The 26,539-nt window shown below is 60.4% G+C and carries 22 protein-coding genes; 7 read left to right on the forward strand and 15 right to left on the reverse strand.

Annotation, left to right across the window (positions count from 1 at the left end; translation table 11 throughout):
* The first annotated feature begins 87 nt into the window (after positions 1-87).
* The 5 genes from ftsZ (at position 88) to ACR0NZ_RS00855 (ending at position 7,287) form a co-directional block, all read left to right on the forward strand.
* Entirely contained in the window at positions 88-1,692 is a 1,605-nt protein-coding gene (gene ftsZ / locus ACR0NZ_RS00835) for a cell division protein FtsZ (RefSeq protein ID WP_480516300.1), read from the forward strand.
* A gap of 213 nt (positions 1,693-1,905) precedes the next feature.
* A complete protein-coding gene (gene lpxC / locus ACR0NZ_RS00840) occupies positions 1,906-2,826 on the forward strand; it encodes a UDP-3-O-acyl-N-acetylglucosamine deacetylase (RefSeq protein WP_480516302.1) in 921 nt (306 codons plus the stop codon).
* A gap of 126 nt (positions 2,827-2,952) precedes the next feature.
* Positions 2,953-3,816: an outer membrane protein assembly factor BamD gene (locus tag ACR0NZ_RS00845; RefSeq protein ID WP_480475969.1), complete on the forward strand. Its 864-nt coding sequence runs from the start codon at positions 2,953-2,955 to the stop codon at positions 3,814-3,816.
* A gap of 36 nt (positions 3,817-3,852) precedes the next feature.
* The gene (recN, locus tag ACR0NZ_RS00850; protein WP_480516304.1) at positions 3,853-5,502 is read left to right on the forward strand and encodes a DNA repair protein RecN; all 1,650 of its coding nucleotides are present in this window, start codon (positions 3,853-3,855) and stop codon (positions 5,500-5,502) included.
* A 99-nt stretch (positions 5,503-5,601) separates the two neighbouring features.
* Entirely contained in the window at positions 5,602-7,287 is a 1,686-nt protein-coding gene (locus ACR0NZ_RS00855; protein WP_480516306.1) for a chloride channel protein, read from the forward strand.
* Positions 7,288-7,346: 59 nt separating this feature from the next.
* On the opposite strand, the gene ACR0NZ_RS00860 is transcribed toward ACR0NZ_RS00855, so the two are convergent.
* From ACR0NZ_RS00860 to cobS, 5 genes are all read right to left on the reverse strand, one after another.
* Positions 7,347-7,688 (reverse strand): DUF427 domain-containing protein, encoded by a 342-nt coding sequence (locus ACR0NZ_RS00860; RefSeq protein ID WP_480516308.1) that lies wholly within the window; start codon positions 7,686-7,688, stop codon positions 7,347-7,349.
* A 63-nt stretch (positions 7,689-7,751) separates the two neighbouring features.
* Positions 7,752-9,542 carry an aminopeptidase P family protein gene (locus tag ACR0NZ_RS00865; RefSeq protein ID WP_480516310.1) on the reverse strand — a complete coding sequence of 597 codons (1,791 nt, stop codon included), beginning with the start codon at positions 9,540-9,542 and terminating at the stop codon, positions 7,752-7,754.
* 81 nt (positions 9,543-9,623) lie between these two features.
* The gene (cobT, locus tag ACR0NZ_RS00870; protein ID WP_480516312.1) at positions 9,624-11,501 is read right to left on the reverse strand and encodes a cobaltochelatase subunit CobT; all 1,878 of its coding nucleotides are present in this window, start codon (positions 11,499-11,501) and stop codon (positions 9,624-9,626) included.
* A 176-nt stretch (positions 11,502-11,677) separates the two neighbouring features.
* Positions 11,678-12,178: a hypothetical protein gene (locus ACR0NZ_RS00875; RefSeq protein WP_480516314.1), complete on the reverse strand. Its 501-nt coding sequence runs from the start codon at positions 12,176-12,178 to the stop codon at positions 11,678-11,680.
* A 3-nt stretch (positions 12,179-12,181) separates the two neighbouring features.
* The gene (gene cobS, locus ACR0NZ_RS00880) at positions 12,182-13,168 is read right to left on the reverse strand and encodes a cobaltochelatase subunit CobS (protein WP_480475981.1); all 987 of its coding nucleotides are present in this window, start codon (positions 13,166-13,168) and stop codon (positions 12,182-12,184) included.
* 448 nt (positions 13,169-13,616) lie between these two features.
* On the opposite strand from cobS, the gene ACR0NZ_RS00885 reads away from it, so the two are divergent.
* A complete protein-coding gene (locus tag ACR0NZ_RS00885; RefSeq protein WP_480516316.1) occupies positions 13,617-14,507 on the forward strand; it encodes a Hint domain-containing protein in 891 nt (296 codons plus the stop codon).
* Positions 14,508-14,673: 166 nt separating this feature from the next.
* Here the strand turns inward: ACR0NZ_RS00885 and ACR0NZ_RS00890 are convergent, their stop codons facing one another.
* The 3 genes from ACR0NZ_RS00890 to ACR0NZ_RS00900 form a co-directional block, all read right to left on the reverse strand.
* Positions 14,674-15,462 (reverse strand): hypothetical protein, encoded by a 789-nt coding sequence (locus tag ACR0NZ_RS00890; protein WP_480516318.1) that lies wholly within the window; start codon positions 15,460-15,462, stop codon positions 14,674-14,676.
* A 101-nt stretch (positions 15,463-15,563) separates the two neighbouring features.
* Positions 15,564-16,112 (reverse strand): NYN domain-containing protein, encoded by a 549-nt coding sequence (locus ACR0NZ_RS00895; protein WP_480517720.1) that lies wholly within the window; start codon positions 16,110-16,112, stop codon positions 15,564-15,566.
* Positions 16,113-16,243: 131 nt separating this feature from the next.
* A complete protein-coding gene (locus ACR0NZ_RS00900) occupies positions 16,244-16,870 on the reverse strand; it encodes a J domain-containing protein (RefSeq protein WP_480475989.1) in 627 nt (208 codons plus the stop codon).
* A gap of 106 nt (positions 16,871-16,976) precedes the next feature.
* Here ACR0NZ_RS00900 and ACR0NZ_RS00905 point away from each other — a divergent pair, with 106 nt between their 5' ends.
* Entirely contained in the window at positions 16,977-17,231 is a 255-nt protein-coding gene (locus ACR0NZ_RS00905; protein ID WP_209597754.1) for a BolA family protein, read from the forward strand.
* A gap of 9 nt (positions 17,232-17,240) precedes the next feature.
* Here the strand turns inward: ACR0NZ_RS00905 and ACR0NZ_RS00910 are convergent, their stop codons facing one another.
* The 7 genes from ACR0NZ_RS00910 to pepN form a co-directional block, all read right to left on the reverse strand.
* Positions 17,241-18,317 carry a PLP-dependent cysteine synthase family protein gene (locus ACR0NZ_RS00910; RefSeq protein WP_480493815.1) on the reverse strand — a complete coding sequence of 359 codons (1,077 nt, stop codon included), beginning with the start codon at positions 18,315-18,317 and terminating at the stop codon, positions 17,241-17,243.
* A 206-nt stretch (positions 18,318-18,523) separates the two neighbouring features.
* A complete protein-coding gene (locus tag ACR0NZ_RS00915; protein ID WP_480516320.1) occupies positions 18,524-18,910 on the reverse strand; it encodes a DUF4177 domain-containing protein in 387 nt (128 codons plus the stop codon).
* A gap of 80 nt (positions 18,911-18,990) precedes the next feature.
* On the reverse strand, positions 18,991-20,247 hold the full coding sequence (gene pepT / locus ACR0NZ_RS00920; RefSeq protein ID WP_480516322.1) for a peptidase T: 1,257 nt from the start codon (positions 20,245-20,247) through the stop codon (positions 18,991-18,993).
* A gap of 147 nt (positions 20,248-20,394) precedes the next feature.
* Positions 20,395-21,906, reverse strand: a complete 1,512-nt coding sequence (gene gatB, locus ACR0NZ_RS00925) for an Asp-tRNA(Asn)/Glu-tRNA(Gln) amidotransferase subunit GatB (RefSeq protein ID WP_480516324.1) — start codon at positions 21,904-21,906, stop codon at positions 20,395-20,397.
* Positions 21,907-21,987: 81 nt separating this feature from the next.
* Positions 21,988-23,247 (reverse strand): hypothetical protein, encoded by a 1,260-nt coding sequence (locus tag ACR0NZ_RS00930; protein WP_480516326.1) that lies wholly within the window; start codon positions 23,245-23,247, stop codon positions 21,988-21,990.
* 129 nt (positions 23,248-23,376) lie between these two features.
* Complete coding sequence (locus ACR0NZ_RS00935) at positions 23,377-23,805, reverse strand: hypothetical protein (RefSeq protein WP_480516328.1); 429 nt, start codon at positions 23,803-23,805, stop codon at positions 23,377-23,379.
* Positions 23,802-26,354 carry an aminopeptidase N gene (pepN, locus tag ACR0NZ_RS00940; protein WP_480516330.1) on the reverse strand — a complete coding sequence of 851 codons (2,553 nt, stop codon included), beginning with the start codon at positions 26,352-26,354 and terminating at the stop codon, positions 23,802-23,804. The genes ACR0NZ_RS00935 and pepN overlap by 4 nt, the downstream gene beginning before the upstream one ends.
* Positions 26,355-26,539 lie beyond the last annotated feature (185 nt).

Genomic DNA, 26,539 nt, shown 5'->3' on the forward strand with positions numbered 1-26,539 from the left:
ACCTTTTCGCATCAGCCCGCTAGAATCGAGCAAGGATAGGTAAGAAAAATACCGCTTTGGCGGAACATAAATACAGGCGGACAGAGCATGACATTGAATCTTTCGATGCCCGGGCAAGACGAACTGAAGCCTCGGATTACAGTATTTGGCGTTGGCGGTGCGGGCGGTAACGCTGTCAACAACATGATTGAAAAACAGCTGGACGGCGTCGATTTTGTCGTCGCCAACACCGACGCGCAGGCGCTGCAGCAAAGCCAGTCCTCGGCGCGGGTGCAACTGGGTGTGAAGGTCACCGAAGGTTTGGGGGCAGGGGCCCGTCCGGCCGTGGGTGCCGCGGCTGCCGAAGAAAGCATCGAACAGATCGTCGACCATCTGGCAGGCGCGCATATGTGCTTTATCACCGCGGGCATGGGTGGCGGCACCGGCACCGGCGCCGCTCCGATCATCGCGCAGGCCGCGCGTGAGCTGGGTGTGCTGACCGTGGGTGTCGTAACCAAGCCCTTCCAGTTCGAAGGTGCCAAGCGGATGCGTCAGGCCGAGGACGGTGTTGAGGCACTGCAAAGGGTCGTCGACACGCTGATCATCATTCCGAACCAGAACCTGTTCCGCCTCGCCAATGAAAAGACTACCTTTACCGAGGCGTTCTCGATGGCCGACGATGTCCTGTATCAGGGTGTCAAAGGCGTAACCGACCTGATGGTGCGTCCAGGCCTGATCAACCTCGACTTTGCGGATGTACGCGCCGTGATGGACGAGATGGGCAAAGCCATGATGGGCACCGGTGAGGCAACTGGCGAAGACCGCGCCATTCAGGCGGCGGAAAAAGCCATCGCCAACCCGCTGCTGGACGAAATCAGCCTCAAGGGCGCCAAGGGTGTACTGATCAACATCACCGGTTCGCACGACCTGACCCTGTTCGAGCTGGACGAAGCCGCCAACCGCATCCGCGAGGAAGTGGACCCCGAGGCGAACATCATCGTCGGCTCGACGCTGGATACCGCGATGGAAGGCGGCATGCGCGTGTCGGTTGTTGCGACCGGCATCGACGCCACCGAGAAAACGGCTGATATCCCGGTCGCGCGCCGCTCGATGTCCGAGCCGCTGACCCGCACCGTTTCGGCCGAAGAATACGGTCGCGAAGAAGCGCCCGCAGCCGCCGAAATGGCAGAGCCCGCGCCGCAGATGGAAGAGAACCGCGAACCTTCGCTGTTTGAAGCCGCGGAAGAGCCCGCCCAGCCGAAGTTCCAGCCGTTTGATGAACGGGATGAGGACGATCTGCCGCCACCGGCCTATCAGCCGCGCGTCGCCGAATTCGAGCCGCAGCCCGAGCATATCGAACCGGCGCCCGAGGCTTTTGTTGCCCCGCGCGCGCCTGTTGCAGGCACCCCGTCGCCCGAAGCGCTCCAGCGTTTGCAGGCAGCGGTTCAGAAGGTTCCCTCGGCAGCTCAGCGCGCCGCAGCGCCCCGCCCGCAAGCGGCGGTTTCGCATCACGAACCCGAAGAACGCTCGCGGTTTGGCTTCAATCGGCTGATCGACCGGATGACCGGGCATGCCTCTGATACACCGGCCCATCCGCCGCGTCAGCAGCCCGTTCTGCGCCAGTCCGAGGCCACGGCACCGATTCACGATGAGGCCGACCCGGATCAGGATCGTATCGAAATTCCAGCCTTCCTGCGCCGTCAGGCCAACTGATCGCGGTAACAAAATCCACTCACGGGGTCGCCATTTGGCGGCCCTAATTCTTTTTAAAACAGTGGCTTACGAACGGGTAAGCAGGGTTTTGCCGATCTGTTACATACATGTTTCATTCGGTTACAAAGAGTGAGTTGAGCCTTGACGCGGGCTTCCTTAACTGAGTGTCCAACACAGCCCCAGCAGGCTGGACACCACTCGCCGAGGCCCATTTTGCAACATACGCTCAAATCTCCGGTCACGTTTAAAGGCGTCGGGCTGCATAGCGGCAAGCCTGCGACCATGATCCTGAAACCGGCAGCAGCTGGTCATGGCATCTGGTTCAAACGGACGGATATCCATCTGGGCGATGCGATGATCCCGGCGATCTATCACGTGGTCGAACGGACCCCGCTTTGCACCCGTCTGGTGAATGATGCCGGGGTGTCGGTATCCACCATCGAACATATCATGGCAGCTTTGGCCGGGTGCGGCGTTCACAACGCACTGATTGAAATCGACGGCCCCGAAGTTCCGATCATGGACGGGTCTTCGATCGATTTCGTACGCGGCATCATGGCCCGAGGCGTGCGCCGTCAGGCCAGCCCGGTGCTGGCCTATGAGGTGCTGAAGACCGTCACCGCATCGCGTGAAGGGGCCAGCGCAAGCATCGCACCTGCGGATGGGCTGATCATCGATTTCCACATCGATTTCGAAGACAGCGCAATCGGCAGCCAGACCAAGACGCTGGATATGCGCAACGGGTCGTTCGCGCGCGAACTCAGCGATTGCCGCACCTTCTGCCGCCGCATTGATGTTGAAGCCATGCGCGAACACGGGCTGGCCCTGGGCGGTACTCTGGATAACGCCGTGGTCGTGCAGGGCAGCGAGGTTCTGACGCCCGGCGGGTTCCGCCGCGTCGACGAAGCCGTGCGCCACAAGATGCTGGATGCTCTGGGTGACCTCTATCTGGCAGGCGGGCCGATTCTGGGCCGTTTCACGGGCGACAAGTCGGGTCATTCGCTGACCAACACATTGCTGCGCAATCTGTTTGAAACGCCCGGCGCGGTGCGCCCGGTTCTGTGCACGCCTGAACAGGCCGCACGCCTGCCGGGGCAGGGCCTGATCGTAAACGAAATTCCCGAAGTCGCCTGATCAGATCAACTCTGACGACATTTGCGCCAGATGTTGCATAAGGCGTTTTGCACCGGAATTTTCTGTGCTAGACCATGGCTCAATTCGGGGCGAACCCCATTAAGTAAGACGACAAGGATGGGCGGTATGGTTGGCAGCAAAGCGGCAGTCAGATTCGCAGGCGCGGTTCTTCTGGCAGCAGTTTTGACGGCATGCGGTAACGGGGGCGGCCTTTTCGGCAACAAGGGCGCGGACCGGGAACAGAATCTGGAAGGGTTCACACCGGAACAGATCTACACCCGTGGCGAATACGAACTGTCGCAGAATCGCTCGGATGACGCGGCTTGGTATTTCTCCGAGGTTGAGCGTCTGTATCCCTATTCAGACTGGGCCAAGCGTGCGCTGATCATGCAGGCGTTCTCGTTCCACTCCGACAAGAACTACGAAGAAAGCCGGGCCGCGGCCCAGCGGTATATCGACTTCTATCCAACGGACGAAGACGCGGCCTATGCCCAGTATCTGCTGGCGCTCAGCTATTACGACCAGATTGACGAGGTCGGGCGCGATCAGGGGCTGACCTTTCAGGCGCTGCAATCGCTGCGCACCGTGATCGAGGTTTATCCCGACAGCGAATATGCCACCTCGGCAGTGTTGAAATTCGATCTGGCCTTTGACCACCTGGCCGGCAAAGAGATGGAGATCGGGCGCTATTACCTGCGTCAGGATCACTTTGCCGCGGCCATCAACCGCTTCCGCGTCGTGGTCGAGGATTTCCAGACCACGTCCCACACCGCCGAAGCGCTTTATCGTTTGGTCGAGGCTTATCTTTCCCTCGGCCTGCTGGATGAGGCGCAAACCGCAGGTGCCATCCTTGGCTACAACTACCAATCCTCGGAATGGTATGACGATGCGTACAAGCTGCTGACCTCACGCGGGCTTCAGCTCAAGAGCCGTGGCAACAACTGGCTCAGCACGATCTATCGTCAGACCATCAAGGGTGAGTGGTTGTAATCGCCATGGCATTAGGCTTGGGACGCTGAAGACCCGATGCTGCGCGCCCTTGATATCCGCGACATGCTGATCATCGACCGGCTGGAACTCAGTTTTCAGCCGGGCCTGAATGCGTTGACCGGTGAAACCGGCGCGGGAAAGTCTATCCTTCTGGATTCGCTGGGCTTTGTTCTGGGCTGGCGCGGGCGTGCGGAACTGGTACGGCAGGGTGCGGCACAGGGCGAGGTTGTGGCCGAGTTCGAGCTTTCCGCCGATCATCCCGCACATGCGATACTGGCCGAGGCGGGCTTGCCGGGCGGGGATGAGCTGATCCTGCGCCGGATCAACACCGCCGAAGGGCGCAAGACCGCTTGGGTCAATGACCGTCGCTGCTCGGGCGATGTGCTGCGCGCACTGTCGGAAACCCTGATCGAACTGCACGGCCAGCATGATGACCGCGGGTTGCTGAACCCGCGCGGCCACCGGGCCATGCTGGACGATTTCGCCGGGGTCTCGGACCGGCTGACATCCGTTCGTGCGGCCTGGGCCGACATGTCACGCGCCCGCAAGGCACTGGCCGAGACAGAGGCCGCGCTGGCGGCCGTCCGAAGTGAGGAAGATTTCCTGCGCCACGCGGTTTCCGAGCTGGATCAGCTTGATCCTCAGCCCGGTGAGGATGCCGAACTTGATGCCCGCCGCCGCATGATGCAGGGGGCCGAGCGTATCCGCGATGATATCGCCCGCGCCTACGCGCTGCTGTCGGGGGACGGTGCCGAAGGGGCGATGTCCGACGCTATCCGGTGGCTGGAAGGCGTGTCCGGCAACGCAGGTGGTCAGCTGGACGAACCGATTGCCGCGCTGGGGCGCGCGATGATTGAACTGGGCGAGGCGCAGGATGGCGTGAACGCCTGCCTTCAGGCGCTGGACTTCAACCCGTCGGAACTGGAACAGGCCGAGGAACGCCTGTTTGCCATCCGCGCACTGGCCCGCAAACATGACGTGGCCCCGGATGACCTGGGCGCGTTTGCCGACACTCTGCGCACCCGCCTCAACCAGTTGGAAGCAGGCGATGCCGACCTGGCGGACAGGCGTGCCGCTGTGGACGCGGCACAAAAGGCTTATGACAATGCTGCCGCCGACCTCAGCGCGGCCCGCACGGCGGCTGCCGGGCGGCTGGACGCTGCCGTCATGGCGGAACTGGCTCCGCTCAAAATGGAACGCGCTGTATTCCGGACCGAACTCACCCCGGCCGAGCCCGGCCCCGAAGGGACCGACGCGGTGGCCTTTACCGTGGCCACCAACCCGGGCGCGCCTGCGGGGCCGCTGAACAAGATCGCCTCGGGGGGTGAACTCAGCCGCTTCCTGCTGGCGCTCAAAGTGTGCCTGTCGGGCGATGACAGTGCCCGCACGATGATCTTTGACGAGATTGATCGCGGCGTTGGCGGGGCCACTGCCGATGCGGTCGGGCGCAGACTCGCGTCATTGGCGCAGGGCGGGCAGGTGCTGGTTGTCACCCATTCTCCACAGGTCGCCGCGCGTGCGGCGCATCACTGGCGGGTGCAGAAACAGGTCACGGACGGGCAAACCCTGTCCACCGTCATCCCTCTGGCCCAGCCCGACCGGGTGGACGAGATTGCGCGCATGGTGGCGGGCGACACCATCACGGACGAGGCCCGCGCCGCCGCCCGGGCCCTGCTGCAGGCCTGATGCGCCCGTGGCACGAATTGGCCTCACACTGTCGCTATCTCACTTTTATTAGGGTGCTCCGTGGCTTACTAAGGGTTACGTGATGATCCCCGAGGGCCAATGACCCAGTCGACCCGCACCGTTCTGCGCAACCAGCTCAATCAGGCTCTGGCCGCGATCAAGGATGCGTGGCGGGTGATGCTGCGCCGGGGGCCAAGCCAGATCCAGTTCTGGTTCATCGCACTGGTCATCGGTATCGCTGCCGGTTTCATGGCGCTTGGGTTCCGCAAAGCCATCCGTGCGTTGCAGGCCTATCTCTATGACACCGACGACGTCCTGCTGCTGCACAGCCATGCCGAGAAACTGCCGTGGTTCATGATCCTGATCATCCCGATCATCGGTGGGCTGGTCGTGGGCCTGATCCTGAACCGGTTCACCAATGACGGGCGCGTCAGGTCAGTCGCAGATGTGATCGAAGGGTCCGCCATCACCGACGGGCGGGTCGAGGTCAAGGCCGGCATCGCCTCGTTCTTTGCCTCGCTGATCACGCTCAGTTCGGGCGGGTCAACGGGCCGAGAAGGCCCCGTGGTGCATATGGCCGGGGTGATTTCCACCTGGGTCAGCAACCGCATCCATGCCGACGGGATTACGGGCCGCGACCTGCTGGGCTGTGCTGTCGCCGCCGCCGTATCAGCCAGCTTCAACGCCCCCATCGCCGGGGCCCTGTTCGCGCTCGAGGTCGTGCTGCGCCACTTCGCCGTGCATGCCTTTGCCCCGATCGTCATCGCCTCGGTCGCCGGAACGGTAATCAACCGCCTCGAATATGGCGACGTTACCGAGTTCACGCTGGAAACGCCCGGATCGCTGCAATTCTATGTCGAACTTCCCGCCTTCCTGATCCTCGGCCTGATCTGCGGCTTTGTCGCGCTGCTGCTGATGCGATCGATCTTCTTTGCTGAAGATATCGGCAGCCATATCCAGAACCGCCTGTCCATTCCGGGCTGGCTGCGACCGGCCGTGTCCGGCGCGATGCTGGGGCTGATGGCGATCTGGTTCCCGCATATCATCGGCGTGGGCTACCAGACTACGATCCGCGCTTTAACCGGCGATCTGGTTTTGACAACCGCGATCCTGTTTGCGGTGACCAAGACAATCGCCGTGGCGATCACCATGGGCGGGCGCATGGGGGGTGGAGTGTTTTCACCGTCCCTGATGATCGGCGCGCTGACCGGGCTGGCGTTCGGACTGATCGCCACAGGGCTGCTGCCGGATGTGTCCGGCACGCACACACTTTATGCCTTTGCCGGAATGGGCGCGGTGGCCGCGGCGGTGCTGGGTGCCCCGATCTCGACCACTCTGATCGTGTTTGAACTGACCGGCGACTGGCAGATCGGCCTTGCTGTTATGGTCAGTGTGTCCATGTCCACGGCGCTGGCCTCACGCCTGGTGGACAGGTCGTTCTTCCTGACCCAGCTGGAACGCCGCGATGTCCATCTGGCCGCCGGGCCGCAGGCCTATCTGCTGGCAATGCTCCGTGCCGGGGCGGTAATGCGTCCGCTCGGGGATCAACGGTCGATCACTGCGGACGAGGCGCAAGCCCTGATCAAACAGGGCCTGTGCATTCAGGCCAGCGCCACGCTTGAGGCCGCGATGCCCTATTTCGACCGCGACGACATTCCCTGCATTCCGGTTATCGTTCTGGAACAGGACGGGTCCGAGACACCGGTTGGCGCGCTCTACCATGTCGACGCGCTCAAGGCTTACAACCGGGCCCTTGCAGCCACCGCGGCCGAGGAACATTCGTAAGGCGCCCGCGACCGGGACAAGCGTTCCGGAAACCTCCGCTGAAACCCTGTCCGGCGCCTCTAAATCTGCTCCACCTTCACCGAGTCCACCGGATAAAACGCCAGGTATCCCTTGATCTCGGCCACGGTGTAAATCGGGTCTTCATAGCTCCAGACCGCGTTTTCGGTCACCGAGGATTTGTTGACGATGGAAAAATGCGTCGCGTCGCCCTTGCCGGCGCAATGCGTCACCTTGTCGGTCTGATCCAGAAACGCCATCGCAACATCGCCGCGCGGAAAGTAAATCACCGGAGCTTTGTCGCCTTCGTGCAGTTCCAGCGCGTTGCTCGTTTCGCCCAGAATCGCACCGCCCGAACGGACAGTCCATTTGCCCGGTGCTTTTTGGATCGTGATCTCAGTCATTTCTATTCCTTCCGTCGACGTATTGGGGCCTCTCCTCTGCCCGTTCTATGTAACAGGCGGGTGTCAGATCGGCGCAGTTGCGGCATCCAACCACAGTTGCGCGTCATGTCCCAGCCTTGGGCGGATTTTTTCCGCGACGTCGCGATGATAGGCGTTCAGCCAGCCGCGCTCGTCAGGCGTCAACATATCCACCATGATCAGCCTGCGGTCAATTGGCACAAATGTCAGGGTGCGCCAGCACAGCATCGCGCGTTCCGCATCGCCACCGGGCAGGGCCGGAGCTTCTTCCACCACCACTAGGTTTTCAATGCGGATGCCAAAAGCGCCCTCGCGGTAATATCCCGGCTCATTCGACAAGATCATGCCGGGTTGCAGCGGGACATGGCTGACCTTCGACAGGCGTTGCGGCCCCTCATGCACGCTCAGATAGGCCCCGACGCCGTGTCCGACACCATGGTTGAAGTCCTGCCCCGCCGCCCATAGCGGCGTGCGGGCCACGCATTCGATGTCGCGCCCGGCCAGCCCTGCGGGCCAGCGCAGCATCGACATGGCAATCATGCCCTTCAGCACGCGGGTGAAGCAGGTCTTTTCCTCCGCCCCAACAGTGCCGATGGCAAGCGTCCGCGTGATATCGGTGGTGCCATCCAGATATTGCCCGCCACTGTCCAGCACCAGCAGATGACCATCCTGCAACCGGCTGTCGGTCTCGTCCGTCACGCGGTAATGCATGATCGCGCCGTTCGGGCCTGTCCCGGCAATGGTATCGAACGAGATATCCTGCAACACATTGTCCCTGCGGCGGTTTTCTTCCAGCCGCGTGACCACCTGCGTCTCGGACAGGCTACCGGGGGGCTGCGTGTCCAGCCAGCACAGAGTTTCGACCACCGCCACCGCATCGCGCAAATGCGCCTCGGCGCTGCCCGCGATTTCGGCCGGGTTCTTGCAGGCCTTGGGCAGGGCACAGGGGTCGCCGCCATCCACCATGGCATCGCCCAAAGCGTCTGCCACGATCTGCGGCACCGTGCTCAGATCCACCTGTACCGCACCGTCCAGCGCTGCCACCGCATCCAGAAACTCCGCAGGGTTGCGCACCGTTACCTTCGGGTCCAGATGATCCTGCACGTCCAACAGTTTTGCCGCAGACATGAACAGATCGACCCTGCCGTCGTCATGCAGGATCGCAAACCCGTGGGCCACGGGGTTGTAAGCGATATCCGACCCCCGGATGTTCAGCAGCCACATGATCGAATCCGGCAATGTTATCACTGCGGCCTTTCGCCCGGCCCGCCGCAGGTCTGCGGCCAGTCTGGCAATCTTGCTGTCAGCGGTTTCACCCGCAAACTCGATCGGATGCGCCTTGACGGCCTGCATCGGCGGTTCAGGCTGGTCTGCCCAGATCCGGTCCACCAGATTGTCGCACCGCACCAGTTCGACGCCTGTGCCCTCAAGCTCGTCAAGCGCGGCCGAGATTTGCCCTGCCGCGTGCAGCCATGGGTCGAAACCGACCTTGCCTCCACCGGGCAACTGCTCTTTCAGCCATGCACTCAGGCTCACGTCAGGCCACGGCACCGGCGTGAACACATCCGCGACCTGTGCCTTGACCTGCGTGCGATACCGCCCGTCGATGAACACACCAGCCATGTCGGTCAGCGCAGCACAGAACCCGGCCGATCCCGTAAACCCGGTCAACCAGGCCAGACGCTCATCCCGCGGGGCCACATACTCGCCCTGGTGCGCATCCGACCGTGGGATCAGAAACCCGTCCAACCCTTCGCGCACAAGCTCAGCGCGCAACGCAGCCAGACGCGGCGGCCCCTGCTCGGGCCGCGCGGTCACCTCAAAGGACTGGAACATACTACTCCTCCCTCAGCCGGGCGGTCGATATCGCCGCCTTTTCATCTTTTGGGAAATACTCCCGCCGGAGGCAAGGCCAGCCTAGCCGACCTTTTTCATCCCCATCACCCGCGCCCGCGCGCGTGGATCACTGTCGAACAAAGCCGCCAGTTGTTCCGTCATCGCACCAGCCAGCTGTTCCACATCGGTGATCGTCACCGCACGGTCGTAATACCGGGTCACATCATGACCGATGCCAATCGCCAGCAGCTCGACCATCTTGCGCTTTTCCACCATGGCAATCACATCGCGCAGGTGCTTCTCCAGATAGTTGGCGGGGTTCACGCTCAGCGTTGAATCATCAACCGGAGCTCCATCCGAAATCACCATCAGAATCTTGCGCTGCTCGCGCCGCGCGATCATCCGGCGATGCGCCCATTCCAGCGCCTCACCGTCGATGTTTTCCTTCAGCAGGCCCTCTTTCATCATCAGACCCAGATTGGGCCGCGCCCGCCGCCATGGGGCATCGGCGCCCTTATAGATGATATGGCGCAGGTCGTTCAGGCGGCCGGGTTGCTGCGGGCGGCCATCGTTCAGCCATGCCTCGCGCGCCTGTCCGCCTTTCCACGCCCGCGTGGTAAAGCCCAGAATCTCGACCTTCACATTGCAGCGCTCCAGCGTCCGCGCCAGAACATCGGCACAAATGGCCGCGATCGAGATCGGACGCCCCCGCATCGACCCCGAATTGTCCAGCAACAGCGTCACCACCGTATCGCGGAACTCGGTATCCTTCTCGACCTTGAAACTCAGCGGTGTGGTGGGGTTTGCCACAACGCGCGCAAGACGGCCCGCATCCAGAATGCCTTCCTCGCGGTCGAATTCCCAACTGCGATTCTGTTGCGCCTGCAATCGGCGCTGCAACTTGTTGGCAAGGCGCGAAACCGCCCCTTTCAAAGGTTCAAGCTGCTGATCCAGATAGGCCCGCAGCCGTTCCAGTTCCGCAGGCTCGGCCAGATCTTCGGCCGCAATCTCTTCATCATGCGTGCTCAGATAGACCTTGTAATCCGGGTCGGCCTCGGATGCGGGCGGCGGGGCAGGCGGCTCCAGCGGCGCTTCGCCATCCGGCATCTCCGCCTCGTCACCCAGCTCATCCTCGGCCATCTCATCCATCGAGACCTGCGCCTGAGATTGATCCTGCTGCTCTTCCTGTGTCTGCTCAGGGGTCGCATCCGCGTCCTGATCGTCCTGATCATCCTGACCGGTGCTGTCAGGATCGGGCTGTTCCTCGGCGTCGTCCTCGGCCTGATCTTCCTGATCGTCGTCCAGCTCGTCGGGGTCATCGCCCAGCTGATCGCCATAGCCCAGATCCTTGATCATCTGCCGCGCGAACTTGGCAAACTCCGCCTGATCCGACAGCACGTCATCAAGGTTCTCCAAGACGCCACCGGCCTGTTCCTCAATAAACCCGCGCCACAGGTTCATGATGTTCTCGGCCGCAGGCGGCAGATCGCGCCCGGTGGCCAGATGCCGGATCAGATAACCCGCCGCCACCGACAAGGGCGCATCGGCAGGCTGCTTGCACTGGTCATAGCCGCGCTGGATCGCCTCATGCCCGATCTTGACGTCTATGTTGCTGGCGGTGCCGGGCATATCCCGCGCACCCATCGCCTCGCAACGCGCCGTCTCCATCGCCTCGTACAAGTCCCGCGCCATATCCCCCGGAGGCGCATAGCGCGCATGGGTGGCGTCATCATGATACCGACGCTGCAAGGCCAGCGCATCCGCCGTGCCGCGCGCCAGCAGAACCTCTTCCCGCGTCATACGGCGCGACACCTGCGGCAGCCGCATCGCCTCGCCCGACAGACCTGATGGGTCGACCGTGTATGAGATGTTCAGCTCAGGGTCGTTGGCCATGACCTTGGTGGCCTCGGCCAGCGCTTTTTTGAACGGATCAGCGGGGTTGTCGTTGGGTTTGCTCATCAGGCAGGTCCGGTCTTGTTCTGTCCCGGCAACCTAGTGCTATTCCGGGGCCTTGACCATAGGGCCAACCCCCTTTTCCCATCGAACCAGCACACCTCTACAGCAGGTTCTTATGCAATCAGATGCACTTGCCCCATATAACCTACAGTCCCAGCTAATCACTCACCAGTTAGGAGTTACTCAGGTAGCGAAACTTCCTGGGTGTTTTTCGAGTAGAAACCGCGACCATACTTAATAGTGATGGCGTGCGTGAATTCTGCACATGCAATTGTGTGGGCAGCGAGAAGTCTGCCTTCGTGAACATTGTAAGGTTCGCCATCGTTAAGTTTGATCGGTGCCCAGTAGGTTTCGCCTTGGCTTCGCCAGTTTTTTTCCCAGCCGAGTGCTACTTTTTGCGCATCTGCTAAAACCGACATTCCTCCTATGGCCTCAAGAATCCAGTCGGCGGGTAGGTTGGTCTGAACTTTGTCGCCAAAGTAGTATTCGCGTGGCTTAGAGGACAAGTTGGCTATCTCCGAACCAACTAGTCCAGCTAGTGCGTTGGCATAGTTCACAGCCACACAGTGTTTGATCTTCTCGACTTCTGAAGCACCGGTCGGAAAAACGCTTGAAGATAGTTCGGCGTGCGCCAGAGAGGGCAACGAAATTAACGCTGCACCTATCGTTTGTCGTATCACCAATTAGCCCAAGCTCGCACTCGCCGCGCTTTCCGGCAATTCCTCGTCAAAGCAGCGCTGATAGAACTCGGCCACGGTCTGACGTTCCAACTCGTCGCATTTGTTCAGGAACGACAGGCGGAAAGCATAACCCACGTTGCGGAAGATCTCGGCATTCTGCGCCCAGTTGATCACGGTCCGCGGGCTCATGACGGTGGACAGGTCGCCATTCATGAAGGCGGTCCGGGTCAGGTCGGCCACGGTGACCATCTGGCTGACGGTCTTGCGGCCCTCGGCGGTGTTGTAATGCGGCGCCTTCGACAGCACGATCATCGTCTCGGCATCATGGCTCAGATAGTTCAGGGTCGAGACCAGCGACCAGCGGTCCATCTGTGCCTGGTTGATCTGCTGCGTGCCGTGGTACAGCCCCGTGGTATCGCCCAGACCCACGGTGTTTGCGGTGGCAAACAGGCGGAAACACGGGTTCGGCGTGATGATCTCGTTCTGGTCCAGCAGGGTCAGTTTGCCATCATGTTCCAGCACCCGCTGGATCACGAACATCACGTCGGCGCGGCCCGCGTCATATTCGTCGAACACGATGGCCACGGGGTTGCGCAGGGCCCAGGGCAGGATGCCCTCGTGGAACTCGGTCACCTGCTTGCCATCGCGCAGTTTGATTGCGTCCTTGCCGATCAGGTCAATCCGGCTGATGTGGCTGTCCAGGTTCACGCGCACAGCGGGCCAGTTCAGACGGGCGGCGACCTGCTCGATATGGGTCGATTTGCCGGTGCCGTGATAGCCCTGAATCATCACCCTGCGATTATGGGCAAAGCCCGCCAGGATCGCCAATGTTGTCTCGGGGTCAAACTTGTAGGTCGGGTCGATCACGGGCACACGGTCGGTGGCTTCGGCAAACCCTTTGACCTTCATGTCCGTATCAATGCCAAATACGTCACGGACCGAGATATCTTCGGTGGGTTTTGCGTTTACATCGATCGATCCGTCAGCCATGCGCCTTGTCCTTATCCTTTGCCCCGCTCACCGGGTTTGAACCCGTGTGTGGTGCAACATATTGCGGACAAGGGCAAGGGAAAGCGGCCCGCTCCGAAAGGTGAGCAGGTTTTTCTTTCAAACTGGCCCTATTGACGCGCGGACGATCCTTGGTCGCGATGGGAACAAGACGCAGATCAAGCCGCGTTCATCAACAATGACAGTGCTGCCATTCGGACGCACCCGCCAAACCATGTGTCCGAAAGGCTGCACGCAGGTAGGTATTCAACAATCTACATGTTGTAGAGGATGACCTTATCAGGCATATAATATGGTCTTATGGGGCGTTTTGTAAGTGATCGGGTGTTGGTGAAGCAGGAATGCCAAGCGCAGGCCTTACCGGGGTGTCGCTCCGTGTCGAATGACAGGCAGACGTTAGAAATTGCCTGCAAAGCCGCGGTGACTCCCGGTGGCATTTAACGCTCTTCTCCACACCGTCAATACGACGGGCCAGAACGATCTCATCGTCCAGAACACGACACAACCCGCGATCATCAGCGGATCGATGGTGTCGTTTGATGGGGGCACGACCTTCCAGCCCTACACCTATCTTGGCCAGGGAAACTATCGCGGAACCGGGGAATCCGGAGAGTTCATTCAGGTCGGCGGGCAGATCTACGCCTGGGATGCCAATAACCCAACAGGCCCGATGACCACAGGCAACTGGAAGATTACCCCGGTTGATCTGAACCCGACCGATCCACCCTGTTTTGTCTCGGGCACCCTGATCGAAACGGATTGCGGTCCGCGCCCGGTCGAAGATCTGGCCGTGGGCGATCGGGTTTGCGTGGCCGGTGGGACCACGCTGCCCATCGAATGGATCGGCAAACGAACGCTCAGCGCGCAAATCCTGCGCGTCCGGCCCCAATTCAACCCGGTTTGCATCCGGCGCGATGCGATGGGCAAGGGCCTGCCGGACAGGGATCTTTACCTTTCTCCGCAACACCGGGTCGTGCTGGGGGGCTGGCGGGCCGAGCTATATTTTGGCGCACCAAGCGTGTTCTGCGCGGCCATTCATCTGGTCAACGATGATACCATCCGGCAGGTGACGACGGGCGATGCGGTGACATATTACCACATCGCCTGCGCCGAACATGTGATCCTCACCTCGCACGGCCTGCAAAGCGAAAGCCTGTTTCCGGGCGATATGGCGCTGAAATCACTGCATCGCGACGATGTCGAGGAACTGCGCGCGCTCTTTCCGGGGTTACTTTCAGACGCAGGACCGCACCCCCAAACGTGCCTAAGCTGCCTGACCGGGCGCGAGGCACGCGCGTTGCGAGACATGTTCGCAGACTAGGCCCACATAACGGAAATCGTGGCGCCGCTGTTGGTGCGCGCTCGGATCACGCCCCGCTGTTAACTGCATAAGTGCAGAAGTTGCTAATCGGGGATCAACCGAACAAGGTTTGACGCCTTCATCCTCCGGGACATCGACCCAACATCATTCGCGCATGGCACGGGCATTATGGGCCGTTCAACCCGCCTATGCCCCAATCGGCATGGGTCTCGATAACACTGGCCACGGCCAGCGCCTTTTCCGCGATATCCTCCGGAGTGTCCTCGGCGAACGCGATGCGGGTCATCCTGTCGTGCATAGCTTCCGAGGTGTAAAACTCAAAGGCTCGCGTATTGCCCGGGCTGTTCCAGAACGCGGTGATCCAGATCGAGTCCCGCCCCGGAATACAATATGCACACCAATCGCGCCACAGACGCAGCACCAATTCGGTATCCGGGCTTGCGGCGACCTGTTCGAACAGCGACTCCAGCGGCCACCCTGCCAGGGCGAACATGCAAAGCGTATCGTCCAGACAGCCGCGTTCCCGTGCCATCTCGCGTTTCAGATACGCGCGCTGGAACCGGTCCAGAATCTGCCACTCCTCGGGTGACCAGTTATCCGGGTTACCGGTTTCAAACCGGTTCAGGCTCACCTCCAGCCCAACACTGGCGGGGTCTTCGTCCACGGACAGAATCTCTAGGATCCGGGGCAGCAGGTACCCCCATGTTTCGCGGGCTATCCCCGCGGGATCACAAGCGGCAAAGAACCAGTCCTGAACGTAATGCAGGGGCAGCTCGGCAATGGACGGCGTGAAGAAGTCCGCCTCAATATCGGCGTCCATGCAGCAGCCTTCGCAAACCTCGATACTGCTCGGCTTTGGATAGGCGAAAACCCTGTACGAATCGCTGACGATGTCAGAAAACGGATGATCCGGCGGGATCTTCGCGTTTGGCGGTTTCTGCTCTTTGCGTGCCACGGTCCTTGCATCCAAAACTGTTCTGTCGGGGCAAGGCCACGTCAGTGTGATCCCTGAACGCTACGAAACCCGGATCGATGCGTAAAGCTATGGTCGCGTGGTCAAAGCGAAAACCAAAGCTCATCCTTGCGAAAACCGCCTTTCACAAGACGATCCGCTTTCAACACATCCGGAAACTCGTCCTCCCAGTCCCGGAACATGTCATTTGTAACGATACGTGCCTTGCTGTCCCGCGCCGCCTGCAAGATCAACGGATCTGCCGGCGTGCCTTTGGGCGCGACCATGACCCGCTTGGCCCGCAAGCCCAGGGCGCGGCTCAGCGCCCGGTCGTTCATGTATTCCCCTTCGACCTTGTACCCGACGTTAGCATCGAACACGACTCCCGGTTTGAACCCGGCTTGCTTCAGGCTGGCCAGAACCTGCCGCAATGTTGCCAGATCCGGTGCGCCGTCTTTCCAGTGCATCACGTTCGACCCGTCCACGATGATCCATGTGTTGGCCCTGCGCCAGCCGAACCAGGCCCGGATCAGAAGGATCGTACTGGCGAACACACAAAGCAGGGCCAAAAGGAAAAGCCAGTCCATCTCGGTTGGATAGAACTGCGCCACGACCAGCCCGCAAAGTGAGGCAAGCAGCAAAAAGAAAGGCATACGCACAGCGGTTGCTCCGGGAAAAGCACTGTTTCAATTCCCACTACTATTGCGGGAATTGAAACAGGTTTCCAGACAGCATCCTCACAATCCGTTCAAACTGTGTAAACAGCTGGCGACTGACGGCGGCCTTACTTGAAATTCCGGCTGTCCTTGATCTGGTCCCAGGCCCAGACGACCTCTTGCAACTGCTCTTCCTGCGACCGGTCGCCGCCGTTCATGTCCGGATGCAGCACCTTGATCAGCTTCTTGTACGCCTTGCGCACTTCGGTTTTGGACCAGCTGTCATGGGCTTCCAGAATCTCGATTGCACGGCGTTCAGTGGGGGGCAGGCGACGTCCGCCACCACCCGAGGTGCGCCCCTTGTTCTGCGTGCTGTTGGCGCCCAGAACCTGATGCGGGTCCTCAATGCCCAGACGGGCCCAGGCGCGCGCCTCCGGGTCTCCCATCGGCTTGGTCTCACGTTCCCAAACCTTGTCCTTCGAGCGTTGCGCGTTCAGCTCGGCCTCAGTGGTCCCATCGAAGAAGTTCCACTTCTGGTTATACTCGCGCACGTGCTGCTGGCAGAACCAGAAATAGTCATCCAGAACATCCGGTGCCTTTGGCGCGCGGAACTTGCCCGGCTCGTCACACCCGTCGTGATCGCAGATCCGGACCGAGGTCTCGGACGCGCCTGACATGCCCCGGCGCCCACGCGGGTTCTTTTTCTTGGCGCTGGAAACGGACATATCGAATCCGAAGGGGTCTGATTTCGCCATGCTCTATCCTCACGAACGCATCTTTTCGACTCGGAGGCAGCAGTTTAGTCTAAGCAGCCGAAAGTAGAAGAGGGGGGCGGCAAAAATTTTGCCGCTGAGCAAAAAAATGAGCGTGACCGACGAAATCCGAACCCGCCTGCAAGCCGCCTTTGACCCGCATGAGCTTGACGTGATCGACGACAGCGAAAGCCATCGCGGCCATGCAGGTCACAGGGAAGGCGGCGAAAGCCATTTCAACGTCCGCATCCGCGCCGCCGCATTCGCCGGTCAATCCCGCGTCGCCCGTCACCGGGCCGTGCACAAGGCGCTGGGCGATATCGTGCCCCGCATCCACGCGCTGGCGCTGGATATCGGAACCTGACGCTGCGCCCTATTCCGCGCTCATCTGCGCCGACGGGGTCGAGGCCGAGATCGCATATTCCTCATCCGTCATGACGTCTTCGATCCCCTCGAACAGAGGCGTCGACAGGTAACGCTCGCCCGTATCCGGCAGCATCACCAGCATGACGGATCCCGGCGCCGCGGTTTCCGCCAGATTCATGGCCACCGCAAAGGTCGACCCGCCCGAGATCCCGGTGAATATCCCCTCTTCCGAGGCAAGGCGGCGCGCCCATTCAATCCCTTGCGGCCCCGGAACAGGGATCAGCTGGTCGTAATAGGCGTTGTCGATGGCTTCCTGAAGGACCCATGGAATGAAATCCGGCGTCCAGCCCTGAATCGGGTGCGGCTCGAAATTGGGGTGGCTTTCGGTGGGCTGGTGATCGTCGTTGCGCGTATTCACATAGCCTGACGACACGATGGCGGCATTTGCCGGTTCGGTCAGGATGATTTTCGTATCGGGCCGCTCCTTGCGCAACACTCGTGACACCCCAGCGACCGTGCCGCCGGTGCCATATCCCGTGACCCAGTAATCCAGCTGCGTGCCTTCGAAATCCGCAAGGATTTCCCGTGCGGTCGTATTCTCGTGAATATCGGCATTGGCTGCGGTCTCGAACTGGCTGGCCAGAAACCACCCGTTTTCCTCGGCCAGTTCCTTGGCCTTGGTATACATGCCGAACCCCTTTTGTGCCTTGGGGGTCAGAACAACCTTGGCGCCCAGAAAGCGCATCAGCTTGCGCCGCTCGACCGAAAAGCTCTCGGCCATCGTCACGACCAGCGGATATCCCTTGGCCGCACAGACCATGGCAAGCCCGATCCCGGTATTGCCCGATGTCGCCTCGACAACCGTCTGACCGGGTTTCAGCCGCCCGTCCCGTTCTGCCGCCTCGATGATATTCAGCGCCAGCCTGTCCTTGACCGACCCCGCCGGATTGAACGCTTCGAACTTCACATAAACGGTCACATGCTCCGGCGCGATCCGGTTGATCCGGATACAGGGTGTATCGCCGACTGTATCAAGGATGCTGTCATACAGGCGTGCCCGCCCCTGTGTCTGCCGAATACCCATTTCAAAGTCCCTCCCGGTTTTTCGGTTAACATGCCACAGATTTCGCTGGGTTGATAAGCACATATCGCGCCCGCAGCGCCAAACCTGCCCGCGGGCGGGCTGCTCAAACTGCGGTGCACACCGTGTTGCAGGTGTAACCGCACGTCAAACCCTGATCCGTCTCAGGCGTCTTTCTTGTCATTGGCGGTGTCAGTGTCCTAGTCAACCTAGTCCCGGCTTTTCAACGACAAAGGCGGTTCATTCGCTTCTTCTGAAATTGGTTTCGGCGCGGCCACCACACCGGGGCCGGGGATCGGTTGGGCCAATGGGGTATCGTCAAACTCGGGCACTTCTCCGATCACCGACGCATCGACTTCCTCGGCCACGACCCGCCGGAACACCAGCACATTGCGCCAGTTTGTGGTCGATCCGGTCAGGCCCGAGCGTTCCTCGCTGGGCAGCAGCTCGGCGCGCTGGTATTCCCAGCCGTCCTGCGCCATCTGGTTCAGAACCTGTTCGACCGAGACCGCAAAGCGGCCCTCGGCCGTTTTCACGCCCTTGGCTTTCACGCCCTTTTGCGGCGCGGGGACGACCTTGTATTCAAAAAGCTGCATCAAGTGTTCCTAAATACCTGTTCGCGCCAACTTACCACGCTGACCCCGGGGTGAAAGGGCCGTCGCCCGAGCGGCGGTTTTCAGCCCTGATTATTGCCGTTAGCCTGTGCCGCCTTGGTCACAACCGACAGGCACAGCTCGGTCGCCACTGCCATGTCCTGCACCGAAATCCACTCCAGCGGCCCGTGAATGCACTGCATTCCGGTGAACAGGTTGGGGCAGGGGGTGCCGAACTCGGTCAGGCGCGACCCGTCGGTGCCGCCGCGGATCGGCACCGACAGCGGCTCGATCCCCAGCTCGCGGCAGGCGTCGCGCGCCAGATCAACCGGTGTCATGTCGTTTTCCAGCCAATAGCGCATGTTCCTGTACTGGTGGCTGATATCGCAGGTGATGGTCGCGCGCGGTTCCGTGGCCTGCACGGCCGCACAGACCTGCCGCACGATGTCACGTTGCGCCTCAAGGCCCTCCATCTCGAAATCGCGCAGGATCAGCTTGATTTCCATCTCGGACGATCCACCGCTCATGTCGGTGACATGGATGAACCCGTCGCGGCCATCGGTTGTTTCGGGCGTCATGGTGGCCTGCGGCAAGGTCTGCACGATCTTTGCCGCCAGATGGGCTGCGTTCACCATCTTGTCCTTGGCCAGTCCGGGGTGGATCGATACCCCCTCGATCCGGATCACGGCGCGGTCGGCCGAGAAGCTTTCATATTCGATCTCGCCCACTTCGGCACCGTCCAGAGTATAGGCGAAATCCGCCCCCAGATCCTTGGGCAGCTGTTCGGTAACGCCGCGCCCGATCTCTTCATCCGGGGTAAAGGCAATGCGGATAGGCCCGTGCGGGATATCCGGGTTTTCGATCAGATGCCGCGCCATGGTCATCAGGATCGACACCCCGGCCTTGTCATCCGCGCCCAGCAGGGTGGTACCCGACGCCGTGATCAGGTCATGTCCGATCTTCTCGGCCAGATAGGGGTTCTCGTCCGGGGACAACACCAAATCCGGATTGTCCGGAAAGGAAATGTCGCCACCGTTATATCCCTTGATCACCCGCGGCTTGACGCCCGTTGCATTGAACTGGGGGGCCGTATCCACATGCGCCAGAAAGCCCACCGTCGGGCCGGGCGCGGTGCCGGGGATGCTCGCGACGACCACGCTGTCACCTGTCAGTGTCACATCCTTTGCGCCGATCTCGGTCAGTTCCTGCTTCAGCAGGTTCAGCATGTCGAACTGTATCTGTGTGCTCGGCGTGGTCGCCGAGGTCTCGTCGCTCTGACTGTCGATCGCCGCGTAACGCACCAGCCGATCTTCGAGTTCCTGATCAAATCTGTTCTGCATGATACCTCACCTCTCTGGGTCGGAAGAAAGGGTGCAATCACAGGCGAAGTCAAGCCGATGAGCTGACCCCATTTCTTAAGAAATCGTGGAAATCTGATTGTACAAACCTGACAACTGCCACTGGCAGGCTTGTACAAATTGTAAGGTTCAGGAGCTCAGCTTCTTGCTGACCAAATCGTTAACGGCCTTCGGGTTGGCCTTGCCGCCGGTCGCTTTCATCACCTGACCCACGAACCAACCCGCCAGTTTCGGGTTCACTTTGGCCTTCTCGACCTGGGCCGGATTGGCCGCGATGATCTCGTCCAGTGCAGCCTCGATCGCGCTGGTGTCGGTGACCTGTTTCATCCCGCGATCCTCGACGATCTGCGCCGGGTCACCGCCTTCAGTATAAACGATTTCAAACAGGTCCTTGGCGATCTTGCCCGAGATGGCATTGGACGAAATCAGGTCGATGATCCCACCCAGCTGCGTCGGAGAAACCGGCGACTCCGTGATGTCGTGGTCTTCTTTTTTTAGACGCCCGAACAGCTCGTTGATCACCCAGTTCGCGGCCAGTTTGCCATTGCGGCCCTGCGCGACCTCTTCGAAATAGGCCGCCGATTCCACTTCAGCAGTCAGCACTGAAGCGTCATAGTCGGTCAAGCTGAACTCACTGATAAAGCGCGCTTTTTTGTCGTCAGGCAGTTCTGGCAGATGGGCGGCGATATCGTCCACCCATGCCTGTTCGATCTCCAGCGGCAGCAGGTCGGGATCGGGGAAATAGCGGTAATCATGCGCTTCTTCCTTGGACCGCATCGACCGGGTTTCGCCCTTGTCCGGATCATACAGACGGGTTTCCTGCTCGACCTTGCCACCGGCTTCGACAATGGCGATCTGGCGGCGGGCTTCGACTTCAATGGCTTGCTGGATGAACCGCATCGAGTTCATGTTCTTGATCTCGCAACGGGTGCCCAGATGCGAAAAGTCCTGTGTTTCCTGATACTTCTCATAAGCACCCGGCAAACAGATCGAGACGTTGACGTCCGCCCGCAGGTTGCCGTTCTGCATGTTGCCATCGCAGGTGCCCAGATAGCGCATGATCTGGCGCAGTTTGGCGATATAGGCGGCGGCCTCTTCCGGCCCGCGAATATCAGGGCGGCTGACGATCTCCATTAGGCAGACACCGGTCCGGTTCAGGTCGACAAAGGACATGTGCGGGTCCATGTCGTGGATCGATTTGCCTGCGTCCTGCTCCATGTGGATACGTTCAATCCGCACCATGCGCGCAGTGCCGTCACCCATCTCGACCAGCACTTCGCCTTCGCCCACAATAGGATGATAAAGCTGGGAAATCTGGTAACCTTGCGGCAGGTCAGGATAGAAATAGTTCTTGCGGTCAAAGGCCGATTTCAGGTTGATATCCGCTTTCAGGCCCAGCCCGGTGCGCACCGCCTGTTCCACGCAGAACTCGTTGATCACCGGCAGCATCCCCGGCATTGCCGCATCCACGAAGGCCACGTTCGAGTTCGGCTCGGCCCCGAATTTGGTGGACGCGCCCGAGAACAGCTTGGCATTGGATGAGACCTGCGCATGCACCTCCATTCCGATCACCAGTTCCCAATCGTGCTTGGCCCCGGCAATGGTTTTGGGTTTGGGCATTTCGTGTGTCAGGTCGAGCATGGCGCGCCTCATTTCCGCAGAAGTCTAAGCCTGCGTATTAGGCCCGGCAGGGCCTAGGGGCAAGGGGGAATCCTGACGCGTTCAGTTCTTGGAAAACTGCAGACCAGACGGTGTGAAGGTTACATCCTTGCCGCTGCGCAGTTCATCCCGGAACAGATCCGAGATAGCGCGCAGCGCGTCGCGCTGACCGCGCGCAGCAAACCGCTCGGGCGAGTTGATGCGGACCGAGTTGTTGAACCCGTTGGCGGCATGGGCCCAGATCAGGGGGTGAAGCTCGGTCAGGTGATCGCGGATCAGCCAGTTTGCGGTGTCGCGCATCTGGGCGCGGACATTGTCTGCTTTTTCGTTCAGCCCGTGACCATTCTGAATGGTGATTGCACAATAGGCCGACAACATATTGATCATCTGCTGATCAGGGCGCAGACCGACGATATCGCGCAATCCTTCAAGGAAATATTCGACATCGACCTGTGCGCAGGCCTCTTCGTCCAAAGCGATGGCATCGAATTGCACCCACGTATATCCACCTGCGCCCCAGATATCCTGTGTCCGGACGGCATTGCGCAGTGCCTGTAATTCCAGTTCTGCGTAGCTGCCGAACCACCGGGGCAAAAGATGGCTGCCCATCGCGCGCATGTGACGCTGATTGTGCGGGTCCAGTGTGATCAGGTGCTCGTACTCATCGGCAACGCGGGCGTTTGACTTGCGCTGCCCGGCCAACAGGGCACAACCGGCGGCCGCAATCAGAGGGCTGTCCGACGCATCCGCCTTGCACTTGGGCAAGATCGCAGCGGCCCGGTCGAAATGAGCGGCACAGCGCGAGCGGTGCAAGGGCGGCAAGGCCGTGTCCGTGGCGTTCCCGCGCCAGGCCCAGGCCAGATCGATATGGGCCAGCGCCACAACGGCAGCGATCATCGGATCACCAGGATTGTCAGACAACTCGCCTTCCAGTTCCGAAATACCACCCAGCAAATCGTAATCGGATATGGCCTTGCCGTCCGACAGCGCATGTTCCGCAGCCAGAACCACGTCAGATCTGGCCCCGAACGCCAAAAGATCGGCAATCGGCATACCATCCGATACGGCGGCACGATCCTGATCCGCTGCACGCATTTCTTCGGACAACTCGGTCCAGCGGTCCTGTCTGGCCAGATAGCGCCCATGTTCGATTGTAGAATGTCCAATCAGATTGTCGCAATTCGATGTCGCCACAGGAATGTTGAGCTGCCCATGTTCAGGCAGGGCAGCGGCCAGTGCAGATTTCGTTGCGCACAGATCTTCTGAGGCGTCCGTGGGATTGGATATGGGTTGGGCAAACAACGCCCTTAACGACCGAAACATGGTAAAACTCAAAACTGTAAAAACACTTAACTGAGTCTGAAGTCTGGCGAGGTATCAGGCTCAATTCAAGTGATTTGCTCAATAAACTTTGTTTTTTGTGTCCAATGCGTCCGTAGATCACGCAGTGTTTCAGAAAACAGTGAAATGATGACGGTTTACGCGAAAACCTGCCTGTCTCAGAATGGCTTCCAGATCCCGATGCGGAGGCAGAGACTCATCTGGCAGCCGGATTCGTTTCCCGGATTTCAGGACGATGGATACGCGAACGGAAAAGTCCCACCGGGTGTCAAATTGGAAATGGTCGATATCCCGCATTGGGATGTCGCCCTTACGATTACCCGTGAACCAGCACACTGCATCCGCGTCCAGCTGCACCCCGGCGCTGGTGTTCTGGATCACGTCCCATAGCGCTGGGAGGGTGGCCAGAGACAGCAGGCCAACAACCCACCAAACCGCGTCGAACAGGATGACCAGAGCCAGCAGGGTCGCGTAGATGCTTGCCAGAATGACCAGTGTTCGCGTGTTCCGGTTGCGACGGGTAAAGCTGTAGGGTGTCATGCGCCGAGGATGCGGGATACCATTTCCGTCGTGTCGCGCGACAGGTTCGGAGTTTCCGCAATGCGGGACAATTGTGCGCGCATCAGGTCCTGACGCCCGGCGTCGTACCGTTTCCAGGTCTGGAAGGCAGAACACATCCGTGCCGTGGTTTGCGGGTTCACAGGATCAAGGCGGATCAGCCAATCGGCCAGCAGGCTGTACCCGGCAGCATCCGGTTGGTGGAACCCTGCGTGGTTCATCGCCAGCGCGCCCATAACAGCGCGGAACCGGTTCGGGTTCTTCCAGTTGAAGTCGGGATGCCCGGTCAATGCCTTCGCCGTTTCCGGTGTCGCCTCTGGTGCGGCCATGGTCACCTGCAAGCCAAACCATTTGTCCATGACCAGCCGGTCATGCTGCCATTGGTCATAGAAGGCGGCCAGCTGCGCCTCGCCCTTGCGGGCGCGCAGCAGGCAGGACAGGGCGGTCAGTTGCAGGGTCATGTTATCCGCTTTGGCATACACAGTGGCCGCCATTGCCCCTCCGTCCAGACGAGAAGTCAGCGCCAGTGCCGCGCTGCCAAGGGCGCGTTTTCCTGATTGCTCGGCATCCGGGCTGTAGGGGCCATCAACCAACGCCTCGCTGTGCAGGCGGGGCAGCAGATCCTGCACGTGCTGTGCCGTGGCCTGCCGCAGCGTTTCGACCGCCGACCAGATTGCCATCGGATCGGGCGTCTGGCCGCGTTCATGCAAGGCCGCAGCCAGTTCGGATTGCGTCGGCAGCCCAAGCATCAAGGCGCGATAGGCCGGGTCCAGCGTGTCGTCGCGCAGCACGGCCAGCAGCCCGTCAAGGTAATCGGCGTCTGGGGTTGCCTCGTCCAAGATCATCCGCAGCAAGGTGTTTTGCGCCAGCGATCTGCCAGCCTGCCAGCGGTTGAACGGATCTGTGTCATGCGCCAGCAGAAACGCGCGTTCGGCGTTTGAATGATCGTGTTCCAGAATGACCGGTGCCGAGAAATCGCGCAGGATCGAAGCTGTGGGCCTTGTCGCAAGCCCGGTGAACTGAAAGCTCTGCTCGGCCTCTGTCAGTTCCAGCACTTCAGTCGTGCGGACCTCATCCCCGTTTGGCCCCAGCAGGCCAACAGCGACCGGGATCACCTGGGGCAGTTTCTCTGCCTGACCCGGTGTGGGATCGGTGCGCTGTTTCAGTGTCAGGGTATAGGTCCCGTCGGCCCAATCTTCAGATACGGTCAAACGCGGCGTGCCCGATTGGCTGTACCACCGTTTGAACTGGGTCAGGTCGCGGCCTGTGGTGTCTTCGAACACCTTCAGCCAATCCTCGATCGTGCAGGCCTGCCCGTCATGGCGGTCAAAATAGAGGTCCAGCGCCTTTGCATAGGCCTCATCCCCGACCAGCCGTTTCAACATGCCGATCACTTCGGCACCTTTTTCGTAAACGGTGGCCGTGTAGAAATTGTTGATCTCCTGAAAGCTTTCGGGCCGGACCGGGTGCGAGAGCGGGCCGTTATCCTCGGGGAATTGCCGCGCCCGCAGGTCGATGGCGTCGTGTATGCGCTTTACGGGGGCCGAGCGCATGTCGGATGTGAACTGTGCATCGCGGAAGACGGTCAGGCCTTCTTTCAGACACAGCTGGAACCAGTCGCGGCAGGTGATGCGGTTGCCCGTCCAGTTGTGGAAATACTCATGCGCGATGATCGCCTCGATCCGTTCGAAATTGGCATCGGTCGAGGTTTCGGGACTGGCCAGAACAGCCGAAGAGTTAAAGATGTTCAGCCCCTTGTTTTCCATCGCGCCCATGTTGAAGTCATCGACGGCGACGATGTTGAAGACGTCCAGATCGTATTCCCGGCCATAGACATCTTCGTCCCATTTCATGGACTTCTTCAGCGCCTCCATTCCGAAGGCGCATTTGCCCTCATCCCCCTGGCGTACCCACAGGTTCAACGCCACATCCCGGCCTGATCTGGTGGTGAACCGGTCGGGATGGGCCACAAGATCCCCAGCGACAAGCGCAAACAGATAGGCAGGCTTGGGCCACGGGTCGGTCCATTCGGCCCATCCTTCGCCCTTGCCCGAGGGGTTGCCGTTCGACAGCAGAACCGGCAGGTCGCCATTGATACGCACGGTAAAGGTGGACATGACATCGGGGCGATCCGGGTAATATGTGATCTTGCGGAAACCCTCCGCCTCGCACTGGGTGCAATACATGCCGTTCGACATATAAAGCCCCTCCAACGCCGTGTTGTTGCCCGGATCGATCTCAACTTCGGCTTCCCAGATGAACGGAGCGTCGGGGACATCGGCGGTCAGGCCCTTGTCTGTGACGTCAGGCGAAACTTCGGTTCCGTTAATGGAGGCGCGGATCAGGTTCAGATCCTCGCCATGCAGGAAAAAGGTGCGGTCGGAGGCGTCGGGGTTTGGACGAAACGCGATACGCGACGTGACCCGTGTTGCATGTGCCGACAGATCGAAGGTCAGGTGCACGCTGTCCAGCAGATAACCAAATGGAGTGTAGTCTTTCAGGAAGATCGTGGTGGGGGCAGCGTCGCGCATGGGGGCCTCGCATCGGTTCGTGTCTGGCGCGACGTTAGGGGCATCGTTCCAGAGCTGCAACTGGCCCCCGCCATTCCCTTGTTGTTTTTGAAACAGCTTCCGTTCGATCCGAATAACCCTAACGCAAAGTCGAAAGTTGCCTATCGGAAACTTTCGGCCTAAGTCACTTACGCATACAATGGCAC

It is taken from the genome of Ruegeria sp. AE3, assembly GCF_056542225.1.

Excerpts from the sequence above, each read along its gene's own strand:
- ACR0NZ_RS00905 (WP_209597754.1), top strand. The coding sequence starts at position 16,977 with ATGAGCGTGACCGACGAAATCCGAACCCGCCTGCAAGCCGCCTTTGAC.
- pepT (WP_480516322.1), bottom strand. The coding sequence starts at position 20,247 with ATGCAGAACAGATTTGATCAGGAACTCGAAGATCGGCTGGTGCGTTAC.
- ACR0NZ_RS00855 (WP_480516306.1), top strand. The coding sequence starts at position 5,602 with ATGACCCAGTCGACCCGCACCGTTCTGCGCAACCAGCTCAATCAGGCT.
- ftsZ (WP_480516300.1), top strand. The coding sequence starts at position 88 with ATGACATTGAATCTTTCGATGCCCGGGCAAGACGAACTGAAGCCTCGG.
- ACR0NZ_RS00910 (WP_480493815.1), bottom strand. The coding sequence starts at position 18,317 with ATGGGTATTCGGCAGACACAGGGGCGGGCACGCCTGTATGACAGCATC.
- ACR0NZ_RS00865 (WP_480516310.1), bottom strand. The coding sequence starts at position 9,542 with ATGTTCCAGTCCTTTGAGGTGACCGCGCGGCCCGAGCAGGGGCCGCCG.
- cobS (WP_480475981.1), bottom strand. The coding sequence starts at position 13,168 with ATGGCTGACGGATCGATCGATGTAAACGCAAAACCCACCGAAGATATC.
- recN (WP_480516304.1), top strand. The coding sequence starts at position 3,853 with ATGCTGCGCGCCCTTGATATCCGCGACATGCTGATCATCGACCGGCTG.
- ACR0NZ_RS00935 (WP_480516328.1), bottom strand. The coding sequence starts at position 23,805 with ATGACACCCTACAGCTTTACCCGTCGCAACCGGAACACGCGAACACTG.
- pepN (WP_480516330.1), bottom strand. The coding sequence starts at position 26,354 with ATGCGCGACGCTGCCCCCACCACGATCTTCCTGAAAGACTACACTCCA.
- gatB (WP_480516324.1), bottom strand. The coding sequence starts at position 21,906 with ATGCTCGACCTGACACACGAAATGCCCAAACCCAAAACCATTGCCGGG.
- ACR0NZ_RS00895 (WP_480517720.1), bottom strand. The coding sequence starts at position 16,112 with ATGCCTTTCTTTTTGCTGCTTGCCTCACTTTGCGGGCTGGTCGTGGCG.
- cobT (WP_480516312.1), bottom strand. The coding sequence starts at position 11,501 with ATGAGCAAACCCAACGACAACCCCGCTGATCCGTTCAAAAAAGCGCTG.
- ACR0NZ_RS00915 (WP_480516320.1), bottom strand. The coding sequence starts at position 18,910 with ATGCAGCTTTTTGAATACAAGGTCGTCCCCGCGCCGCAAAAGGGCGTG.
- ACR0NZ_RS00900 (WP_480475989.1), bottom strand. The coding sequence starts at position 16,870 with ATGGCGAAATCAGACCCCTTCGGATTCGATATGTCCGTTTCCAGCGCC.
- ACR0NZ_RS00845 (WP_480475969.1), top strand. The coding sequence starts at position 2,953 with ATGGTTGGCAGCAAAGCGGCAGTCAGATTCGCAGGCGCGGTTCTTCTG.
- ACR0NZ_RS00860 (WP_480516308.1), bottom strand. The coding sequence starts at position 7,688 with ATGACTGAGATCACGATCCAAAAAGCACCGGGCAAATGGACTGTCCGT.
- ACR0NZ_RS00930 (WP_480516326.1), bottom strand. The coding sequence starts at position 23,247 with ATGTTTCGGTCGTTAAGGGCGTTGTTTGCCCAACCCATATCCAATCCC.